The organism is Nocardia sp. NPDC004068, assembly GCF_042874315.1.
Taxonomy (GTDB): Bacteria; Actinomycetota; Actinomycetes; order Mycobacteriales; family Mycobacteriaceae; genus Nocardia.
Window position 1 is genome coordinate 96123 of sequence record NZ_JBIAMW010000011.1, and the last position, 18724, is coordinate 114846.

19 protein-coding genes are annotated in these 18724 nt (G+C 64.6%); 10 read left to right on the plus strand and 9 right to left on the minus strand.

Annotated features, from left to right (window positions below; translation table 11 throughout):
• The first annotated feature begins 60 nt into the window (after positions 1-60).
• The 3 genes from ACFYTQ_RS26425 (at position 61) to ACFYTQ_RS26435 (ending at position 2458) form a co-directional block, all read left to right on the plus strand.
• Complete coding sequence (locus tag ACFYTQ_RS26425; RefSeq protein ID WP_387366408.1) at positions 61-1416, plus strand: ammonium transporter; 1356 nt, start codon at positions 61-63, stop codon at positions 1414-1416.
• Between the two features lie 110 nt (positions 1417-1526).
• Positions 1527-1727, plus strand: coding sequence for a hypothetical protein (locus ACFYTQ_RS26430; RefSeq protein WP_387366411.1), 201 nt, complete (start codon positions 1527-1529; stop codon positions 1725-1727).
• A gap of 107 nt (positions 1728-1834) precedes the next feature.
• Positions 1835-2458: a hypothetical protein gene (locus ACFYTQ_RS26435; RefSeq protein WP_387366414.1), complete on the plus strand. Its 624-nt coding sequence runs from the start codon at positions 1835-1837 to the stop codon at positions 2456-2458.
• A 501-nt stretch (positions 2459-2959) separates the two neighbouring features.
• Here the strand turns inward: ACFYTQ_RS26435 and ACFYTQ_RS26440 are convergent.
• The 8 genes from ACFYTQ_RS26440 to ACFYTQ_RS26475 form a co-directional block, all read right to left on the minus strand.
• Positions 2960-4105: a hypothetical protein gene (locus tag ACFYTQ_RS26440; RefSeq protein WP_387366417.1), complete on the minus strand. Its 1146-nt coding sequence runs from the start codon at positions 4103-4105 to the stop codon at positions 2960-2962.
• A 21-nt stretch (positions 4106-4126) separates the two neighbouring features.
• Complete coding sequence (locus ACFYTQ_RS26445; RefSeq protein WP_387366419.1) at positions 4127-4606, minus strand: hypothetical protein; 480 nt, start codon at positions 4604-4606, stop codon at positions 4127-4129.
• A gap of 374 nt (positions 4607-4980) precedes the next feature.
• Positions 4981-5250: a WhiB family transcriptional regulator gene (locus ACFYTQ_RS26450; protein ID WP_387366422.1), complete on the minus strand. Its 270-nt coding sequence runs from the start codon at positions 5248-5250 to the stop codon at positions 4981-4983.
• Positions 5251-5568 carry a hypothetical protein gene (locus tag ACFYTQ_RS26455; RefSeq protein ID WP_387366425.1) on the minus strand — a complete coding sequence of 106 codons (318 nt, stop codon included), beginning with the start codon at positions 5566-5568 and terminating at the stop codon, positions 5251-5253.
• 169 nt (positions 5569-5737) lie between these two features.
• On the minus strand, positions 5738-6508 hold the full coding sequence (locus ACFYTQ_RS26460; RefSeq protein ID WP_387366428.1) for a hypothetical protein: 771 nt from the start codon (positions 6506-6508) through the stop codon (positions 5738-5740).
• Positions 6509-6556: 48 nt separating this feature from the next.
• Entirely contained in the window at positions 6557-6796 is a 240-nt protein-coding gene (locus ACFYTQ_RS26465; protein ID WP_387366431.1) for a hypothetical protein, read from the minus strand.
• A complete protein-coding gene (locus ACFYTQ_RS26470) occupies positions 6793-7113 on the minus strand; it encodes a hypothetical protein (RefSeq protein ID WP_387366434.1) in 321 nt (106 codons plus the stop codon). Before ACFYTQ_RS26470 ends, ACFYTQ_RS26465 begins: the two co-directional genes overlap by 4 nt.
• Positions 7114-7183: 70 nt before the next feature.
• The gene (locus tag ACFYTQ_RS26475) at positions 7184-7663 is read right to left on the minus strand and encodes a MarR family transcriptional regulator (RefSeq protein ID WP_387366437.1); all 480 of its coding nucleotides are present in this window, start codon (positions 7661-7663) and stop codon (positions 7184-7186) included.
• 408 nt (positions 7664-8071) lie between these two features.
• Here ACFYTQ_RS26475 and ACFYTQ_RS26480 point away from each other — a divergent pair, with 408 nt between their 5' ends.
• The 6 genes from ACFYTQ_RS26480 to ACFYTQ_RS26505 all read left to right on the plus strand — a co-directional run bounded on the left by ACFYTQ_RS26480 (position 8072) and on the right by ACFYTQ_RS26505 (position 15306).
• Positions 8072-9376 carry a helix-turn-helix transcriptional regulator gene (locus tag ACFYTQ_RS26480; protein ID WP_387366440.1) on the plus strand — a complete coding sequence of 435 codons (1305 nt, stop codon included), beginning with the start codon at positions 8072-8074 and terminating at the stop codon, positions 9374-9376.
• A gap of 14 nt (positions 9377-9390) precedes the next feature.
• Entirely contained in the window at positions 9391-9663 is a 273-nt protein-coding gene (locus tag ACFYTQ_RS26485; protein WP_387366443.1) for a hypothetical protein, read from the plus strand.
• A gap of 1317 nt (positions 9664-10980) precedes the next feature.
• Complete coding sequence (locus ACFYTQ_RS26490; RefSeq protein ID WP_387366446.1) at positions 10981-11388, plus strand: hypothetical protein; 408 nt, start codon at positions 10981-10983, stop codon at positions 11386-11388.
• A gap of 199 nt (positions 11389-11587) precedes the next feature.
• Positions 11588-13084 carry an FtsK/SpoIIIE domain-containing protein gene (locus tag ACFYTQ_RS26495; protein WP_387366449.1) on the plus strand — a complete coding sequence of 499 codons (1497 nt, stop codon included), beginning with the start codon at positions 11588-11590 and terminating at the stop codon, positions 13082-13084.
• Between the two features lie 258 nt (positions 13085-13342).
• Positions 13343-15037, plus strand: a complete 1695-nt coding sequence (locus tag ACFYTQ_RS26500) for a replication initiator (protein WP_387366451.1) — start codon at positions 13343-13345, stop codon at positions 15035-15037.
• Positions 15034-15306 carry a hypothetical protein gene (locus tag ACFYTQ_RS26505; RefSeq protein ID WP_387366454.1) on the plus strand — a complete coding sequence of 91 codons (273 nt, stop codon included), beginning with the start codon at positions 15034-15036 and terminating at the stop codon, positions 15304-15306. Before ACFYTQ_RS26500 ends, ACFYTQ_RS26505 begins: the two co-directional genes overlap by 4 nt.
• 5 nt (positions 15307-15311) lie before the next feature.
• Here ACFYTQ_RS26505 and ACFYTQ_RS26510 read toward each other — a convergent pair whose 3' ends face one another.
• Positions 15312-17042: a recombinase family protein gene (locus ACFYTQ_RS26510; protein ID WP_387366457.1), complete on the minus strand. Its 1731-nt coding sequence runs from the start codon at positions 17040-17042 to the stop codon at positions 15312-15314.
• Positions 17043-17086: 44 nt separating this feature from the next.
• Here ACFYTQ_RS26510 and ACFYTQ_RS26515 point away from each other — a divergent pair, with 44 nt between their 5' ends.
• Positions 17087-18724, plus strand: coding sequence for a hypothetical protein (locus tag ACFYTQ_RS26515; protein WP_387366460.1), 1638 nt, complete (start codon positions 17087-17089; stop codon positions 18722-18724).

The following is an 18724-nucleotide window of genomic DNA, read 5'->3' on the forward strand; positions in this document are numbered from 1 at the left end:
TCGTATCGGCGGATTCTTGCTACACCATCGACGGCTCGCGCGTGAAAGCAAAGTGGTGCCATGTACAAAGAACAAGTTTCCGTTTCGGCGCAATTACCGACCGTGCTCTACATCATCGGCCTGATCGCGGTCATGCTCGCTCTCGCGGGCGTCTTCCTCTTCGACGCGGGCCTCAGCCGGGCGGGCAACGTGCTGCACACATTCGTGCAGAAATTGATCGCCGCCTTCGCCGCCGCCGCGGGAATGTCGCTCATCGGATTCGCCATCTGGGACTGGCAATTCGACCAGGCCTTCGGCGTCGCGCATCCGCTGCGCAGCGCGATCGGGTCGTGGTGGCTGGCCGGACCGAATATCAATACCTTTCCGCAGCACCTGGATCCGGCAACCGTGCCCGGCGCCGATTCCTTCCAGGCGTTCTATGCGCTGTTCATCCTGTTCGCCGCGTTCTTCGCCGCTCTGCTGGCGGGTTCGGTAATCGAACGGGTGAAGACTCCGGCATTGGCGCTCATCGCCCTGGTCTTCGGCGCGCTCGTCATACCCTTCGGCGGGTATCTGGTCTACGGCTCGGTCGGTCCGCTCTCGAATTCCGGAACGCATGATTTCGGCGGCGCGTTCTTCTACATCCTGCTGGGCTGCTGGGCACTTGTGCTGGTGTGGCGCGCGAAGCCGAGGTTGGGCGTATTCGACGGCTCGGCCGCCGAGGCGCCGCTGCCGCACAATATGGCCTACACCGTCCTGGGGCTGATCCTGTTTCTCGCCGGAATCTGCGGATACGCCTTGGTCAACGGATATCTCGTTCCCGATGCGGGGTATTTCGGCATCACACTCAACGAGAGCGGTATGGGAATCGTGGTCACCAATGTGATGATGGCGTTCGCGACGTCATCGCTCGGCGGTCTCGTGGTCTGGCGAATCGCGAAGAACCCCTATTTCTTCCTGGTGGCCCCGGTGGCCGGGTGGATCTCCGTCTCCGCGCTCATCGATGTCGCCGAACCCTGGCAGGCGGGCCTCACGGCCCTGTTCGCCCCGCTGTTCATGTTCGGTGTCTACAAGCTCATGCTGCGACTGCGCCTCGACGACTCGAAAGTCGTGCCCCTGACCCTCGGCCCGGGCATCTACAGCGCGCTGGTCACCGCGGCGTTCGCCACCGGCGTCAAACAGGGCGGCTATTTCGGATTGGAAGGAGAATACGGATTCCAGCACGCCACGATAAATCTGGGCCACCAGATCCTCGGCGTGGTCGTCTTCGTCGCGGTCGGCCTGCTGTCGGCACTCGTGGTGGTCGTCGCGATCGAGAAGACGATCGGACTCCGCGATCGACGCGTCGACGAGGGACACCATTCCCAACTCGACCGCGCCACCCTGGGCCAAGTGGCGTACTCGATGCCGGGTGACCGGGTGACGGTCACCGACTGATCGCTCGACACAGGCTCGGCGTGCCCACACTCACCGACCCCTGCCGAAGCGGCGGCGGCCCTCGGCCGCCGCCGCAAGCCTGCGCCCGTAACCCGCCTAATCTGGGCGGAATGACGGACAACCACCTCGGCGAGTTCCTGCGGGCACGACGGGCAACCGTGCGCCCGGAGCAGATCGGCCTGGTCTCCCACGGCCACCGCCGGGTGGCCGGGCTGCGCCGGGAGGAAGTCGCCGAGGCGGCGGGGGTCACATGTCGGTTACGCACTCCCCCGTGGTCGCCCGCGTTCTCACCTCTCAGCGGATGCGCTTAGCGAAGCGGGCTACCCCAACAGCGAGATAGCGAACCACGAAGCTGTCGGTGGCCCGGCGTAGCGTTGGTGGACTGGACCAGTCCGCTCAGTCTGCACATGGAGGACCGTTGCACAACCACGCGCTTCACCGTCGTTTGCTGGTGGCCTGCGACTGCTGCCGGATAAAGGAGTACTTCGAGTTCAAGTCACATACGGACTTGATTATTTGTGAAAGGTGTATCGGCCACCAAGGCGACAGTCCGGCGAGGATAAAACAGCGCGCGTATGATCATGAGAAATATTTACTGGCAAAATGGAAAGAGGAAAAGGCTGAGCGGCTGGAGCAAGTGACAGCGCTTACCGAGCAGGTCGATGGCCTGCTTGATGTGTTGGAAAATCGATTCGATTCCGATCATGATTATTCGGAATCGTTCTGGGCGTGGCTGGGGGACGAGCTTGCGGAGCGAGCCGAGCGGGAAAAAGAGGCCGCCTACAGGTCTAAAGATCATGTAATGAGTGTCCTGATGCAAATCAATGACTTGCACCGAGCGCGGCCAGGCAGTGAGCGTTGTTCGTGTGGCAAAGTGAAGTGTCGAGAGTTTCAGGCCCTTGAAAGGGTCCAGCCATCTTTGGGGAAGTGGTTGGAGGAACAGGAACGTCGTAGCCGCCGGGGACAACGGAATTTTATTGATGAGTTGTCACCTGTTAGGCGAACGCGATCCATTCCAGCGATTTTTAGGGGAAGCTGGTAAAAATCAGATCAGTGGCAAGCCCCGAAGGGGCGCGGCAGTAGGACAAAACGGGTGGCTCGGCATCTGAGGCCGCGCGTGAACCGGGATTCTGCGGCTGATCTTATGCTCAGCCCGTATGCTGGCGCTCGGGTGGTTCGGCCCCCTCCGTCCTGGGTCTGCGCCGGGGTGCCCGCCCGGGCGGAGCTGGAGGGCGGGCGCACCGGGCGGCGCGCTTGCGCGCCGCTCTTGATTCCGTAGAGGGAAATTCGGCAAATTCTTTCGTTGGGCTTTCCGGCTTCCTTTTCCCCTTTTCTTTCTTCTGCCGGGGGTCTCCCACTTCTTCCCATCTCTACACAGGAACCAACAAGACTGCGGCACAACAGATTTCGCGGGACTGATCGGTACTCCCGCCTGATCAGCGACGCGACCGGGCGGGCATCCCGGACGCAGGGACCCGGGCATGGAGGCCGCCGAATCCGGCACGGTGCCGTTCGCGGTGCCTCGGGGACTGAATGATGCGGCTCAGCGTGGTCCGCGGGGCTCCAAGCCTTGCCGCTTGGCCAGTTCGAGGGCGTGTTGCTTGGCTCGGCCGTCGCGGGTGACCTCGGGGGCCTCGGCTGGCGCGCCGGGCAAGGCAACACCGGGGGCGGGTCGGCCCTGGTTCATCAATTCCATGATGGCTTGCAGCTCGGGGGCGTAGCCGCGTTGCTTCGCCAACTCCATTTGTTGCCGCTGCCAAGCGAGGGCCGCTTCCCGAGCGGCCTGGGCCTGCGCCTCGCGGTCGGCGGCCTGGCCGATGGCCTCGATGCCCTGGATGAGTTCGTGGCGCTGGTTCTCCCGGCCCTGGGCAAGAATCTGTTCCATGATCCGCGCGTTCTCTCCTGTAACGCCCAATGTTTGAAGCATGTCTTTAGTCTGCGCTTTTTCTTTGGCTCGGACTTCCTGCAATTTCTTGGCGGCCGTCTTGTGATCTTGCCGCGCTTCAGTGGGGTCGATTGCTCGGAAGTTCTCTTGCGCCTGCGCAATCTGCATATTCTTGTCCGTTATGGTGGCGGATAGCCCCTTCACTTCTTTGCTGTTCCGTTTTCCGTTCTCCAGCGTTCGGGAAAGTTTTTCCTCTGGGTTCTTCGCCTCCCGAGCCAATACCAGCTGCTTGATTCGCGCGAGTCGTTTCCGGGCGCGGTCGGCGCGGTCCAACGCGTAGGCGGATACGAGTTCCATTTGTTTTGCTCGCATTGTCTGCCCGAGCTGTATAGCGCGCACCGCTTCGGCGCGGGAGATGACTACGTGCTGGAATTGGCCGGGGAAGTCTTTAGCCATGCTCTGTAGTTCCTGGGTCACGGCAGGCGGAACCTTTTCTCCCGCGACGATTTCCCAGGTGCTGTGTGTAAGCTGCCCGCTTTGGAGCGCTTCTCGTTCGAGGGCGAGTTGTCTCAGTGCGTCGATCTCGTTTATTTGGCCAGATTTTCTCTCGACCGCTCTGACGCCTTTTCCCTGGGTGCTCGCCGAATCCAGCACGCGTCTGTTTCCGTCTATGATGATTTCGAACTGCCGCACCCAGCCATTTTCGGGGGTTTCACCGCATATGTGGGCGCGACCTAATTCGAAATAGAGGCCACGTTCGTAGTTGGATAGTCTGTGCCGGATGGCATCGTATTCATCGGCCACGGATGGCCCCCGGTCTACATGTCAGGCTGGCGTTCCCGCTTTCCGGATGCAGTATTCGACCATGCGAGGGCCGAGATTCTTCCGGAAAAGCTGGTTGGTCAGAAACGAGATCGTTGTTCCGATTCCGGTTTCGGCGTAGTGGACCGCCGGGCCGAAGTCGGAGTACAAGGGAGTAAGCGGTTTGTGGTTGTTCGTCCATGTCATCCCGGGATGTTGCCGAATGCAGCATTCGCCGAGGAATCGTACGAGTTGATCGGCCCGATCCCGATTTTCCGCTGAGGCAAATCCAGCAGCATCACCGAATACTTCGGCTGCGGCCTCGAGGACGTGTGTAAGTACCGGCGGCTTCCACCATGCGTCCGAATAATCCGCGATGCCGGGGACGGTCTCGGCGAGGAGTTTCCGAATCTGAGATTCCATGCGTTCGGGTGCTACCCAGTCCAGCCAGGCTTGCGTCTTCTCGTCGAACTCGATGTCGAACCCGATCTGATCGTCACTCACGTCCAGTTCCCCTCTACGGTTGGTTGGTCGTCACTGTATCGGGCGGACCCGGGACCACGGGGCCTCTCGTACGCGCCCCGAGCGCGGGCCTGATCAATGGTCTCGGGAGGGACTGGCCCTGCTCCACGCGCGGAGGTCGAGTTGACGTATCCGGACGGCGCGGATGGGTAGCCCTGCGGCCTCAGCGAGTTGTTGGATCACGTCGGCCGACCAGGCGTAGGAACAGGGGGCGCTCCCGTCGCTTTGTGCGGCGGTGTGGCTGGGTGTCCATTCCTTCAGAGCCGCCGCGACCCGGCGGCAGAGTTCTTCCGACGGCGGTTGCAGCGGTGTCGTAGAGGAAAGTCCGTGATTGTCGGGTTGGCGGTGCGGGAGGTTCATAATGTCCGTCCTGCGGTTTTTGCGAGTGCTTTGCGTTTTCTGTCGCTGAGGGGTTGGCCGGGGTTGCCGAGATCGTGTCCGCCCCAGATTCCAGCCCGCATTTCCGTGGCCAAGGCGAAGTCGGCGCACTGTCGGAGCACGGGGCAGGTCCGGCAGATGGTGATGGCTCGGGCGGCGTCGGCTTTGCGCTGGGCTCCTGTGGAGTTGGGAAACCACAGGTCCGGCGGGTGGGTGTGACAGATGGCGTCGGCCTCCCAGGCTTGCATTCAGCTCGTCCGTTCGTCGCGGCTGGTGTCGGTGGCGCGGTGCTCGGCCCGGACGGCTTCCCACAACGTGGTCTCGTACTGCGGGAGAAGCGTGATCGCGGTCGCGAGGGTGGGGTAGGTGTCGGGGCCGAAGGAGATGTGCCCGGTGGGGTATCCGGGCAGGGGGGTGCCCGGCCAGCGGTAGGCGGGGCGGCCGGTGGTGTGGTCGTGGAGGAACAGAATCCGCGGTACGCCGCTGGCATCGACTTCCCACACGGCGATCTTGTCTCCGAGGTCGGTTCGGTGGGTGGCGTGGCCCATGGTTTCGTACAAGAGCATCGGAGGTCCTTTGCTCGCTCGAATAAGGGGTGGTGTTGCCGTGGAGGGGTGAATTGTGTTGCGGGGCGGCGGCGTTCGTGGGTCGAGTGAAGGGCTGCACTCTGGCATCTGATGACTCCGTGGTGAACGCCGCCGCGTGTGCCTGTCCCGTAGTACAGGTCTGCGGCAGTTACTTGCTGCCCGTCGATTCGGCTATACCGTCACCTCCTTCCGGTCGTTTCGGGTAAGGCTGGGTGGTCGTCAGTCGCTTTTCGCCGCGTCGGATGTCATCGACGGCGCGATTCAAGAATTCGGTTTGATTGGTGATCATGGTCTGGATTTTGTCGAGCGGTTCGCCGCTTTTTTCGGTCAAGGCCGCCAGCACGACGAGCCGGGTGAGGTCGGAAATCTCGTCGCCGTAGCGGATTCCGGATGTGGGGGTGTCGGGTTCGGGTGTGGGGCCGTCGGCGAGCACGGCGGCGACTTCGGCGGTGAGGTAATCGCTGAACAACCGCACTTGCCGCAACTGGGCCGGGTTCCACACGCCGGTTCGGGTGTAGGCGTCGATGGTGTGCGTCCAGTGGTCGCGCATCGCGACGGCCAGAGCGAACATCGGCGTGTCGGGCTGCTGGTGCCCGTTCAACACGGCGAGGAAGTCGCTGGCGTTCGGGAGCGGGCCGGGCCGGGATTGCACTACCGGGGTCATGTGGACGATCTGGGTGCCGATCCATTGGCATGGACCGAACACGACCTGGAACTCCGGGCTGTTGCGTTGGTGGTTGCCGATCCGGTTGCCGACGACCGGGGCCGTGCCTTGACAGTTCCATGCCGGACACACCACCTCCAGCAACACTCTGGTCTCGGCGTCGGCGATGGCGAACTGACACAGGTCGCTGGTTATCCACGGCTCGCTGGTGTCGATGATCTTCGGAAGGTCGGAAATCGTTGCGGCAGTGGGCAAAACAATGTCCTTGTCGTGAGATGGGGGCTTCTGCGGTGGTGGTTGGTGTCAGGTGTCCAGCCATGCCTCGACGTGCGCGAGCGCACAGGCCGAAAGCACGTGTGCCCCGGTCGACTTCGTGCGCAATAGCCACCAGTACGGGGCGCGACAGTCGCGGGTGAGCCGATACCCGGCGGCGCGGGCGCGGGCGGTGAGCGCTTTCACCTCGCCGCCGGTCGGGTCGCTGGCAACAACCGCCAGGGTCTCGGCGTCGACGAGGGCGGGTGCGGGGTCGCGCGAGGGGCTCACGCGCTTGTCCTGCGGTTCCGGCGTTGCCGTCGCGCGGTGATGCGGTCGAACAGCGCGCGCCCGTCGTCGGTCAGCACCCATTCGGTGACGGGTGCAGTGTTGTCGGGATGCGGTCGCACCAGGCCGTGGCTGACCAACCAATTCACCGTCTTCTGCACGCCGCGCGGCTGCCGATTCCCGGCCAACTGCTCCAGGGTGAGCGGACCCCCGGCGTCCCCCAACGCCGCGACCACGGTCATCTGCGGTCGCGAGTAGTGCCCCATTCCCGCCTCACCGGCGGCGGAGCCCGGATTCGAAACATTCACTGTCACAGTCACTTTCGCTCGTTCGTGGTCACCGACACGGATCGAATCCGAAGCAAGGGCAACGAACCCTGATGCCGGGTTTTCATCGTTGGCGGCCTCGTTTGCGGGCAGCCTGGGCGGGCAGATACACGGCGAGGGCGCGGAACAGGCTGTGTCCGGAGGCGGTGAGCATCCATCGTTCGGGGTCGGTCCCCACCCCCGGCCCCGAACGAAACCACCGCTCCACCAACCCGCGCGCCACCAACCAATCGACGGTCCGCCGTACCGCGTGCGTGCGCTGGTTCCCCACCTCGGCCAACTCACCGAGCGTCTGAGGCTTGCCCACGCGGCCCAACGCAACAACCACGTTCACCTGCGACGGCGAAAAATCGCGCGGGTCATACTCGCGAAGTGAATCCCCACTGCTACAACACCTTTCGCATAAACGGGGCCAGAGATTCGGCGGCCTATCCCCGCAGCGGCGGAACGGCCGAGAACGTATGCCGGTGGACGAAATCCGCGGCGTCTCCATCGCCTTGGGCGGCCCGGTGGCGGAAGTAGGCCAATTCGCCGGAAAGGCCATCGGCGGACTCCGGCGGAGGCGGACCCGCTGAACGCAGCTCGGCGGCGCGGTGATGATTCCCCTGGCGCTCGCAGCGATTCAAGGCCGCGTAATAGCGCTCCTGTGGTGTCAACGTCGGTGCGACATCCATTGGCTTTGTGATGGTCCCCGCGTTCATAGGGTGTCGCCTCTCCTCTCTGCGGTGGCTGGAGCCGTTCAGTCGCGGATACTTATGCCGCTAGCGGTAGCCGCGCCTCCAACGCCGGGTAGGAGACCAGCGTCACAACTGAGTGATGTGTGGGGACAGGTCGGCTGTCCCACCAAGTTGCCCCTCAAGTTGGGTGAGAATTGCCCACCTTCGTCGGTGAGATGGGGTGTCGGTCGTATCCTGAGTGCCTGCCGTGACGACGACGACAGAGGACGCGCGCCATGCCTGAGCGAAAGCCGAATACCGTTCTTACGCAAGCGATTATCGAGCGTGGCTGGACACAGGCTGAGGTGGCGGAGCGGATCAATGTCGCGTTCGAGAGCATCGCGCAACGTACCGGCGGGTACACGGCCGAATACGTGCGCAAGCTCGAGCGAGGGGATGTCAGATTTCCAACACGCCCGTACCGTATGGCTATCGAAGTAGTTTTCGGTGTGCCGGTCCAGGCGTTGGGATTCGAATGCCGCCGCGCACGCCGCTCGCATGACGAGGAGGAAGACGTGCGCAGGATTGACTTCCTACGCGGCCTTGCCGCGCTGTCGAGCGGGGCTCTGCTGGCTGGCGGCTTGAAAGCGACCCTGGATGACGCGATTGTGCATACGCCCGCTCCGCGCTTGGTGGGACCAGAACACGTGGAAGAAGTAGCGCAGATCGCCCAGGCGGTACGGCGCGCCGACAACACTGGCAACCCGCTCGCGTGGGAGATCATGTCAGCGCAGGTCCGAAGGGCGATCGGCCTGCTCGAGAGCACCAGCGACCGGAAGGTGAACCTGAACCTCCACGCGGCGACGGCTGCGCTTGCCGACGCAGTGGGGTGGGCGCACTTCGATGCGGGCCAACACCATGCGGCTGATCGGTTCTTTCGGATCGCGCTGCACTGTGCGGAGCAAGCGGGGTCGTGGTGGCTCCGAGCCGACGTGCTGAGTGATATGGCTCGTCAAGCCATCTACCTCGGGGAGCCCGATCAAGCGATCACCTTGCTCGGTGCGGCCAAGATTCGCGAAGACCGAATCTCCAGCTTGCGGCGGTCGAATCTAGCTGCTGTCCAGGCGCGTGCGTTCGGTGCGCTCGGCGACGTGCGGGAGACTCTTCGGGCGGTTCGTGATGCGGACGAACACTTCCATGACGCCGCCGTGCGGGACGAACCGGATTACGACAGCTTCAGCAACTACTTCTCCTTTGCGCAGTTGAACGGCGACACGGCGCATGGGCTGTACGGAATCGCGGTGCACGGACACGCGGTGGAGGAGACGCGCCATCGCTTGCGCGTCGCTGCCGAGAACTACGGATCGGATTGGGCTCGTAGCCGGGCGTTCTGCCTTGCGCTAGATGCCGCCCTGGCGCTGCGCGGGGATGACGTTGCTGAGGGCGTCGCTTTGAGCCACGCTGCCATAGAGGCCGCCACAGGTATCGAGTCGGCTCGGCTCACTGCGGATTTGAAGCAGATTCACGCAGCGGCAGCGAGCAAGGACCACCCAGAAATGAAGGCACTGCGGGCACGAACCGCCTTGCTGATCACTCCATAGGAAGGGATGGGCCGATGGCCTCCATGTACGCAACCAAAGCGGAAGTGCAGCAAGAACTTTCGAGTGTTTGCGCTAGGGTCGGCATTGCGGTGGAGGCCACCGATTCGGCACTGTTGTACACCACAGCGACCGATCCGCGGACGGCGCTGAAGGAGTTGCGTTCGGCCTTGGACGCGACCATCTTCCGAGTCCGCACGACGTCCATCGGAGCCGAGGAGTCCTGGATAACGGTTCTGGACGCGATAGACCGACCCATGACGATCAAGATCCGTCGCCAATTGGCGTGAGCGGTCGCAGCGGTTGCGCTCAGCGAGTGCAGACAGCGGAGCGGACCCGAAGCGATGTGGCAGAAGAATTGCGCGCTCGGTTCGATCAGTTGGTGACCAAGTAGCGAAGCGTCCGGATGTGCATGTGAGATGCCTTGCAGGACAAGGGGATCGAAGGATTGAATCCCAGTTGGCGTTCCGCCATTGCCGCACGGGTGACTACTTGTGTATGACACGGACGGGCCGTCCCTGGGCTGACCGTACCCCGAGCAGCCATCGGCTCGGTAGTCCGACCGAATGATGACGGGGGAGGCTGGCATCGTCCCATAGGCAAAGGGGACGACCGGGCAGGGTTTGGATTGCCTGTCCTCAGCGCAAAGAACAGTTACCGAAATGACGATGTCGTCTAATTTGCGGCAATGCGCGGTACGCGCCTTCGAAGGTGTGACATCGGAGTAATAGAAGCTTCTCGGATAGCTGCGGCGCGATCACGCCAGGAGTTCTTTCTTAAAGAAACCTGAGAAGACAGTTGCCGCCCCGCCAGGGCTGTCAAGGTGACACGCCGTGCCGCGAGGGACAAAGATTTTGAACCTTTCGTGCCCCAATAGCGGTGTGCATCGGATTTGTGTGAAACGCTTGAACTTTTCCGTGGAGTCGGGATGATTGAAGGTGCGACCTGGTTTCGTGGCGTGCCGGATGAGTTGTTTTCGGTGTCTTCTCGGCCCGCGAGTACCGGTGTTGTGTTGGTGAGGGTGGGGGATCTCCAGTGCAACCCCGCGTGCTCGTGGCATGGGGAGGGCACCCGCGTTCGTCGGCTGCGGGTAGCAGGTCGCAGACATAGACCGAACGACAGGTGAGAGCAAGGTGTTGCCAGACGAGAACCCTTCGATATCGCTGTGACAGTTATGTGACTGCCCTCCCGGACGCGAATCCGGGAGGACAGCGTGAATGAAACTCCGCAGGATTATCGGGTGCCAGCCCTACCCGTGGAGTCGCCAGTCATTCACAGTGCAGAAACGAGGTTCTGCTGTGTCCAGAGTAGTGCATAAGGGCGCACTGCGTCACCTGTGTGGCGACTTTCGGGGGTCGCGTCTCGGTGTTCCGGGTGTGGTATCGGGGTGGTGCGTCCGGGAACGGGGACCTCCCGTTTGTACTGATCAACAAGGGTCCGGCGTGTGGTCGATCGAACGGTGACCACGACCGCTGAAGCGGGTGCGGCTAGCAGCTGTCACCCGGAGAGTCAATCACGATCAGAAGTCAACCAGAACTCACACGAAAGTGTCTGTCATGCCTGAAATGAATGAGAAGAAGAATCCGCGGAGGAATGTCCGCTTTCCCGTGCCCGATGACTTTTTCGCGGCGGGTTTGTACCAGATCCAGCCCGTAGTCCCGGACCGGGAGTATTCGCAGGACCCGAACCGGCCGGGGCCGCAGCGTCGCGACGAGGTGACGGGGCTGAAGATGTGGAAGTTGCCCGTCACCGATCGGGCCGAACGGAACAGCAAGAAGGCGTCCTACGACGTGATCCTGTTGTCGGACGAGGATCCCGCCGATCCGCCCTTCGAGTCGGGCGGCGGGCTGCGTCGGATCGTGCTCGAGGGCGCCACCGTGCAACCGCGCGTCGCGGGGATGGGTGAGTACAAGAGCCTCGCCTATCTGGTGCGCGCGACCGGGTTCCGGCTCGTGACCCGCCAAGGGGGTTCGCGGTCGGCGGGTGGGACCGAGTCGGGGAAGACCGCGAGTTGATCCGGTCACCACGGTAGGACTGCGGGCGGGTCCGCCCAGGCGTCGGCCCATTCGGACCCGCCCGAGTCCTCCTCTTCGATGCCGTACCGAACTCGTTGCGGCGCAAGTGATTTCATTTCCACTCGAGAAAGTGATGGTCATGGTTCGGACAACGAACTATCGAAGACAAGAACAACAACAACCCCGATCCAGTGACACGTTGGATCAGCTCGCGATTCTGCTGTTCGAGTTGGCGGGCAAACTCGCCTACCTCGCGGCGATCCTGGCGTGGTGGTGCGCGTTGTTCCCGATGCTGTCGCTGCCGGTGGCGGGCGCGGTCGCGCTGGGCGTGCTGGTGGACTGGCGGGCAGGCGTGGCGGCCGGGCTGGGCGCGGTGGCGCTGTGGGTGGCATGGCGGTTGTGGTGGCCTTCCTCGTTCGAACGGTGGGTGACCGGGCGTGCCCGGACCCGCTGGTTCCGGTGGTGGCGCTACCGGCGGCGCTGGCAGACGGTGATGGCGCTGGAAGGGCTCACCGCGGATTTGAACGACCAGGTGTTGACCCCGGCACTGCTGCGGATTCAGATCGGGCGCGTGGCCGATGTGGTGGACGTGCGGGTACTGAACGGGCAGGACGTGCAGACGTGGCAAACGCGGTCGTCCACGCTGCGGCACTCGTTCCGGGCGATCGGGTTGCGGGTGCGGCCCGTTCAGGCCGGTCGCGTGCGCCTGGAGGTGATCCACCGAGACATTCTCCGCAAACCGATCCCGCTGCCTCGTGTCGTGCGGGACGCGAAAACCGTTGACCTGGAAGCGCTTCCGGTCGGCATGACGCAACTCGGGGCGGCGTGGGAATTGGGGTTGGCGGCCACTCATGTCCTCGTCGCGGGCACGACGGGTGCCGGTAAGGGGTCGGTGGCGTGGTCGCTGATCGCCGCATTGGGACCGAGGATCGCTGAGGGCTCGGTGGTGCTGTGGGTACTCGACCCCAAGGGCGGCGCGGAATTCGGATTCGGGGAAAGCTGGTTCGACCGGTTCGCCTACGACAACACCCGAGGCGCACTCGAACTGCTCCGGGAAGCCGCGCGGGTACTGCTGGCGCGCTCGAACCGCATCCGCCCCCGGATAGCGCGGAAGCTGTCGGCCTCGACCGATGAACCGTTCATCGTGTTGATCATCGATGAAGCGGCGTCGCTGACCGAGTACTACGCCGACAAGAAGGTCAAAGAGGAAATCGAACGGCTGCTCGGGCTGATCCTCACCATGGGCCGCGCTGCCGGAATCGTGGTCGTCGGGTTCGTTCAGGACCCGTCCAAGGAAGTGATGCGGCTACGGCAGTTGTATCCGACCCGGATCGCGATGCGGCTGGTGGAACCCACCCAAACCACGATGGTCCTCGGACCCACCGCCGGCGACCGAGGCGCGGCCCCGGAACTGATCTCCCCGAAAACACCCGGGGTGGGGTTCGTGCAGATCACTCCCGGCGCGGACCTGACCGATTCGGAGCGCAACGAGGAAGAAGAACTCGGAGCCGAGATCGAACGCGTCCGCGCCTACAACGTGACCGACGACGACATCGGATGGATCATCGCCACCTATCGGCCACCACGCCGCTACAGCGGGGACCGCAACGTCGGCCCAGCGGCGGCGATCGACCTGGACGAATACCTGTGGGCCGACCGCCGAAACGACGGCCACAGCGAAAAACGGTCCCGTTAGCGCCGGTGACCTGCGCAGGCTGTTCCTCGGCGGGCGTAACCTGGAAATGCCGCGTTCCTAGCTCTGAATCCTGAATTTTGCTGCGGCCCTTGCGCGATACAGCGGCCCCGGGCACCGAGTCGGCGGTGACCCACCCTCTTTCCTCCCTCTCCGGCAGTCGATTACGACCCCTCTTCTTCCCCTTTGCTGGCTCACGGCAGGCGTGTCTACCTCCGTCTGCCGTGAGCCGGTTTCGACTGTGCGACAGGAGAATTCGCGATGACCGAAGCCGATGCGTTACTGAAAGATCCGCGGTTCGATGAGGTCGCGGTGGCGACCGCACTACGGTTCGGCGTGTGTATCCGCCCCGTGGTGCTGGAACGCCGCGACACTGTGACCGGGGCGCGGGAGTTGGTGACGGTGCCGTGTGGACACACCCGTGAATCGGTGTGCCCGCCGTGCGCCAAGAAGGCCAAAGCGCTACGGCTGGCGCAATGCCGGGAGGGCTGGCACCTCGACCACGAACCCGAGATACCCGGTGCCCGAGCGACTTTCGATCAGACCGGGCTCATGGTCTACCGTGCGGACCTCACCGCCGCCCTGGCCGACGCGCAACGCGACGACAACGCCGGGGAGATCGAGGAGTTGCGCGCCGAAATAGACTGGTGCGACAAGCAATTGACCGCGCTCGGTGTGCGAGGGAAACCGCCCGCCGTGGACTCCGAGATGTCGGCGACGGGGGCGGGGGATGAGGGGGACGTGAACGAGGACGGGGCGCGGCGGCGCTCGACACGACGGCGGGATGATGTGGCGGAGTTGCCGCGCCTGCCGGTGGCTGCTCGCACGATCGGGCGGCAGTTCGCGGGCCGATTCCTGCCCTCGATGATGATCACGCTCACCCTGCCCGGATACGGGCCGGTACATCGGGACGACGGAACCCCGGTCGACGCTGACGGATACGACTATCGGCGGGCGGCGTGGGATGCGGTGTGGTTCTCCCGGCTGCTGTCGCGGTGGTTCCAGAATTTGCGGCGCGCGGTGGGCTGGAATGTCCAATACTTCGCCAGCATCGAACCCCAACGCCGGGGCGCACCACACGCACACATCGCGATCCGCGGGGCCATCTCGCACCAGATCATCCGCCAAGTCACCGCCGCGACCTACCACCAAGTCTGGTGGCCTCGGCCCGAGCGGGCGGTGTACGGGGGTGACCGGGTGCCGGTGTGGGACCGGGAGACCAAGACGTTCATCGACCCCGGAACGCGAGAACCGTTGCAGGACTGGGACTCAGCGATCGAAGCGACCTTCGACGACGACGAACCCGCGCACGTGGTGAGGTTCGGCGAACAGGTCCACTCCAAGGGCATCCTCGGCGGCACCGAGGAAGCCAACCGGCACATCGGATATCTGTGCAAATACCTGACGAAATCGGTCGATGAGGTCTTGGAGGCCACCACGGCGCGCCAGCTGTCGCACTACGATCGGCTCCATGAAACCTTGTGCGGCACACCGTGTTCGCCGCGCTGCGCGGTATGGCTGCTGTACGGGATCGTGCCCAAGGGCGCGGGCCGCCGCATGATCCCTGGCCGCTGCAAGGCGCGGGCACACCGCCGCGAAACCCTCGGCCTGCCGGGTAACCGGGTGCTGACCTCGGAGCGCTGGACGGGCAAGACGCTCGGGGATCACAAGGCCGATCGGATGGAATTCGTGCGCCGCGCCCTGGCGTTCGTCGGCATCGACAAACCGGCACCGGACCCGCACCGCTACACCTGGTCGCGACTCGCGCCCGGCACACGGGTGCCCTCACGAGCACGGCTGTTGTTGGCCTCCATCGCTGAACGGGGCGCGTGGCGTGCGGAATATGACCGGGCCATAGCGGCGGCGCAATGGGCGTCCGAGGATGACTCGGGCGGCGGGTCCGGGAGCGATGGGGGCGGGGAAAAGTGTTCGGCGATCGAGGCGGTGAGAGCATGAGCGATCGAACCGAACGGGCCTCGGACTCAACGGGCTCGGACTCAACGGGCAAGGGCAATCCGATGCGGATCGGCCCTACCAGCGAGGAAACACGGCGACGAGTCGCGGAAAGCCGTGTACGGCAGGGGCTCTCACCCAGGATCGAGAACCCGGCGGTGATCGAATCGCTCGCGCGGTTCCTGCGCAACGCTATAGACACCCTGGAGCCCTTCGACCAAGCCGACCAGGGCAACCAGGGTGGGCCGGGTAATCGACGCGAGGGCCGGTGATCGCATCACAGGTCACGCCAGCGGATTTTGACCGACGACTCATCGAACCGCCACGTCTTGCGGTTCTGATCGGTCCACTTCGCCGCGTACACCTTCGCGGGGAACACGGTGATCTTCTCCACCAGGCGGGCGGTCGCTTCGTGTCGCCAGCGCGCACCCTTGCTCTCCCACACCGCCCGCAACTCGCCGGTGTTCCCGATCTCGGCCAGCACCGCGAGCGCTTGCGCGCTGCGCAACGAATCCTGTTCGGCGCGAAGGGCTTTCAACGCCTGTTTCAACCCCGTGATGCTGCGGTCGAGCACCCGCAAGTCGTACTCGTCGGCCGCGCCGGACAACACCTCGGTCCGGCGGTCGGCCTCGGCGTCGAGGTTGCGTTCGGTGGTCTCGATGCGCTCTTGCAACTGCGCGATCCGTTCGACGTTGTCGTTACCGCGATCAAGGCGGGCAAGGATCTCGGGGTCCTCGTAGGCGGCGATCACCTGTTCGGCAACATAGACCTCCAACGCGGCGGCGTCGCGGAACACCCGCCCGCACCCGCACGGCTGACGCGCGGAGTCCTTCGCCCGGCACCCATAGCGGCGCTGAGCGTGGGTCGTGCCGTCCTTGCGGTGACGGGTCAGCACCGAACCCACCAACCAACCCTCGCACACGTCTCCGGCGCGTTCGGTGCCCTGCGGCCAGACCCCGCCACACTGGAGCAGCCCCGTCAACCAGTACTCCCCATTGCGCAGCCGCGGCCGATCCTTGTCCTTCGCCCGCCGATGCGCCCGCAACGCCACCCGCATCGCATCGTGCTCGGCCCGGGTGAACACCGCAGGCCACTGCGCACGATGGCGAGTCCCGGTCCGCTCGTGCACACGAATCCCGTTGCCTTCGGGATTGTTCAAGCACTCACACCGGTTGCCGTTCGCGTCGGTGTGCTCGCCCAGGTCATAGGCGATATACGCCTCAAGCAACAACAGGTGCGACAGCTTGCCCACCCGCCACCGTTTGCCCTCCGACGTGGTGACACCGCGCGCGTTCCAATCGGTCACGATCGTGGTTTGGCTCTCCCCGTTGATCACCCGGTCCCGGGCCTCTCGCAACACCCGAACCTCACTGTCACGCAGAGCGTTCCGGTCGATGATGTCGGCACCCGAAATCGGGTGCTGCCCAACGACTTTGCCGTACCCGAAACGACGCGCACCGCCCTGCATGACACCCTTGGCGGCTTCCTCGGTCATCCGGTCCAACAGATTCTCGGTGTTGACCTCCCGATACTCCACGGCTTCGGCCACCTTCACCATGAAGTTCTTGCGCCCGCTGCCCGTGGTCAGGTCGTATTCGGTGTCCTTGACGAACAGGAACCGAACCCCCTCGTCCCGACCGAGTTTCATCAACTCGTTCCCCAGGTCGTAGTCCCGAGTCAACCGCGAAACATCGCGCGCCAGAACCGTTTTCGCCGGACCCTTCGTCACCAACTCCAGCATCTCGCGCAACCCCGGCCGATTCGGATCCGCCCCGGACGTGTCGTTGTCACAGAAGATCCGCGCCAACGCCAACCCCTTCCGCGCCGCGTAAGCCACCTGATGCTTGGCCTGCACATGCACACCTTCGGCGCGGTCCTTCTCATCACGCGAGATCCGCACCGACCCATACACCCACTCCGAAGGATCGATACCCGCCACAGCGGCGGCCAGCTCGGCGTTCATCTCCACCAGCCACGCGGGCTCGGTCCTGGTCGTTGTTCTTGTCATACCTCCAAGGTACGGATGTAGTGTATAGAAACCATGTCGCTGGTATGAGCGCCGACTACTACACCCATCTCGAACGCGGGCGTGAACGGCACCCTTCCGCCCAGATGCTCGACGCCCTGAGCCGAGCGCTTCTGCTCTCCGATGCGCTGCGGGAGCACCTGTTCCGGCTGGCGGGCACCGTGCCCGCCACGCGCCCGGTGGAAACGATCGATCCGGTGTTGCGCGCGATGCTGGAAAACTATTCCGCCGCACCGGCTTTCGTGATGAACGCGGCGACCGACATCCTCGCGGCGAACGCCGTGGCCGAGGGTTTCTTCTCGGCCTATCCGCGCCTGGACAATCTGGCGCGCATGACGTTCCTCGAGCCGGTCAGCCGGGATTTCTGCGTCGACTGGACCTGGACGTGTCAGGCGATGGTCGCGACCTTGCGGCAGGCTCGAGCGCGGTATCCGGAGGATCCGCGCCCGCGGTGCGTGATCGACGAACTCCACACGGCCAGTGCGGAATTCGCCGAACTGTGGCGGTCCTACACCGTCTGCGCCACGACCGGCGAACCCCGCGAGTTCGTCCATCCGGAGGCCGGAGCACTGCGGCTGACCTACCGGTCCTTCGACATGAGCGCGGCCCCGGGACAACGGCTGATGCTCTACCAGCCCGAAGCCGGGCCGACCACCGACGCCCTCGCCCGATTGCGCGCCCGGCAGTTCCCGGCCGACGATCCTGGGTGTCACGCACCCGGGCACGGCGAGGGGGCAGGTGCTTACCCTGAGCTCGTGCCGAATCCGACCCACCCCCGTCCACGCGACCACATCCGGCGGCGCGTCCTCGCCTGGTGCCTCGCCACGGTGGCGCTGACCGCCGTACCCGCCACCGCGCACGCCGAACCCGAGACCTGCGCGCCGACCACCGCGACCACCGTCACCGCGGCGACCGTCCCGTATCTGGACTGGGCGGAGAACCTCGGCTTCGACGCCGACGGCGATCTGTGGGTTTCGCGGCTCTACCGCAACGAGGTGCAGCGCTACGACAAGTCCGGCCATGTCACCGCGACCGTGTCCGTCGCCTCGCCGGGCGCGATCCGGCTCGGCCCCGACCGCCGGCTCTACGTCGTCTACGGCGACACATCGCTCAACCTGCTGCCCGGTGCGCACGGCAGCGGTGTCGTCCGCTTCGATCCCACCGCCGCCACGCCCGTCCCCGAGGTGTTCGTGGACGGACTCGCCATGGCCAACGGCGCCGCCTTCGACGACGCCGGGAACCTCTACGTCGCCGACACCGGTTCGGGTGTCGTCCGCATCCGCCCGGACGCCACCATCGACACCGACTGGACCGCGCAGGCCAGGATGTCCGGACTCAACGGCCTTGCCGTGCAAGGGAATTCGGTCTACACCACCGCCTACCTGACCCCGCACGGGCAGATCCTGCGCCTACCGATCGACGCGCCCGCCCACCCGAGCACGGTCGCGGACCTGAGCCTGGCCGACGACCTCGCCGCCGCCCCCGACGGATCCCTGTACGCGGCCACCACCGCGGGCGCCCTCGTCCGCATCGACGCCCCCACGCACGGCACCTGCACCGTGCTGACCGGCGGCCCGCTCACGGCGGTCGCGATCTCTCCCGAACCGGACCACGATCTCCTGATCGCCACCGGCACCGGCGACATCGTGCGCGTCCGCCGATGA

Bases quoted from the DNA above. Each gene is read 5' to 3' on its own strand.
- ACFYTQ_RS26475 (WP_387366437.1), bottom strand. From the start codon at position 7,663: ATGGCCTTTCCGGCGAATTGGCCTACTTCCGCCACCGGGCCGCCCAAG.
- ACFYTQ_RS26480 (WP_387366440.1), top strand. From the start codon at position 8,072: ATGCCTGAGCGAAAGCCGAATACCGTTCTTACGCAAGCGATTATCGAG.
- ACFYTQ_RS26505 (WP_387366454.1), top strand. From the start codon at position 15,034: ATGAGCGATCGAACCGAACGGGCCTCGGACTCAACGGGCTCGGACTCA.
- ACFYTQ_RS26450 (WP_387366422.1), bottom strand. From the start codon at position 5,250: ATGCAAGCCTGGGAGGCCGACGCCATCTGTCACACCCACCCGCCGGAC.
- ACFYTQ_RS26455 (WP_387366425.1), bottom strand. From the start codon at position 5,568: ATGCTCTTGTACGAAACCATGGGCCACGCCACCCACCGAACCGACCTC.
- ACFYTQ_RS26500 (WP_387366451.1), top strand. From the start codon at position 13,343: ATGACCGAAGCCGATGCGTTACTGAAAGATCCGCGGTTCGATGAGGTC.
- ACFYTQ_RS26430 (WP_387366411.1), top strand. From the start codon at position 1,527: ATGACGGACAACCACCTCGGCGAGTTCCTGCGGGCACGACGGGCAACC.
- ACFYTQ_RS26515 (WP_387366460.1), top strand. From the start codon at position 17,087: ATGAGCGCCGACTACTACACCCATCTCGAACGCGGGCGTGAACGGCAC.
- ACFYTQ_RS26425 (WP_387366408.1), top strand. From the start codon at position 61: ATGTACAAAGAACAAGTTTCCGTTTCGGCGCAATTACCGACCGTGCTC.
- ACFYTQ_RS26485 (WP_387366443.1), top strand. From the start codon at position 9,391: ATGGCCTCCATGTACGCAACCAAAGCGGAAGTGCAGCAAGAACTTTCG.
- ACFYTQ_RS26510 (WP_387366457.1), bottom strand. From the start codon at position 17,042: ATGACAAGAACAACGACCAGGACCGAGCCCGCGTGGCTGGTGGAGATG.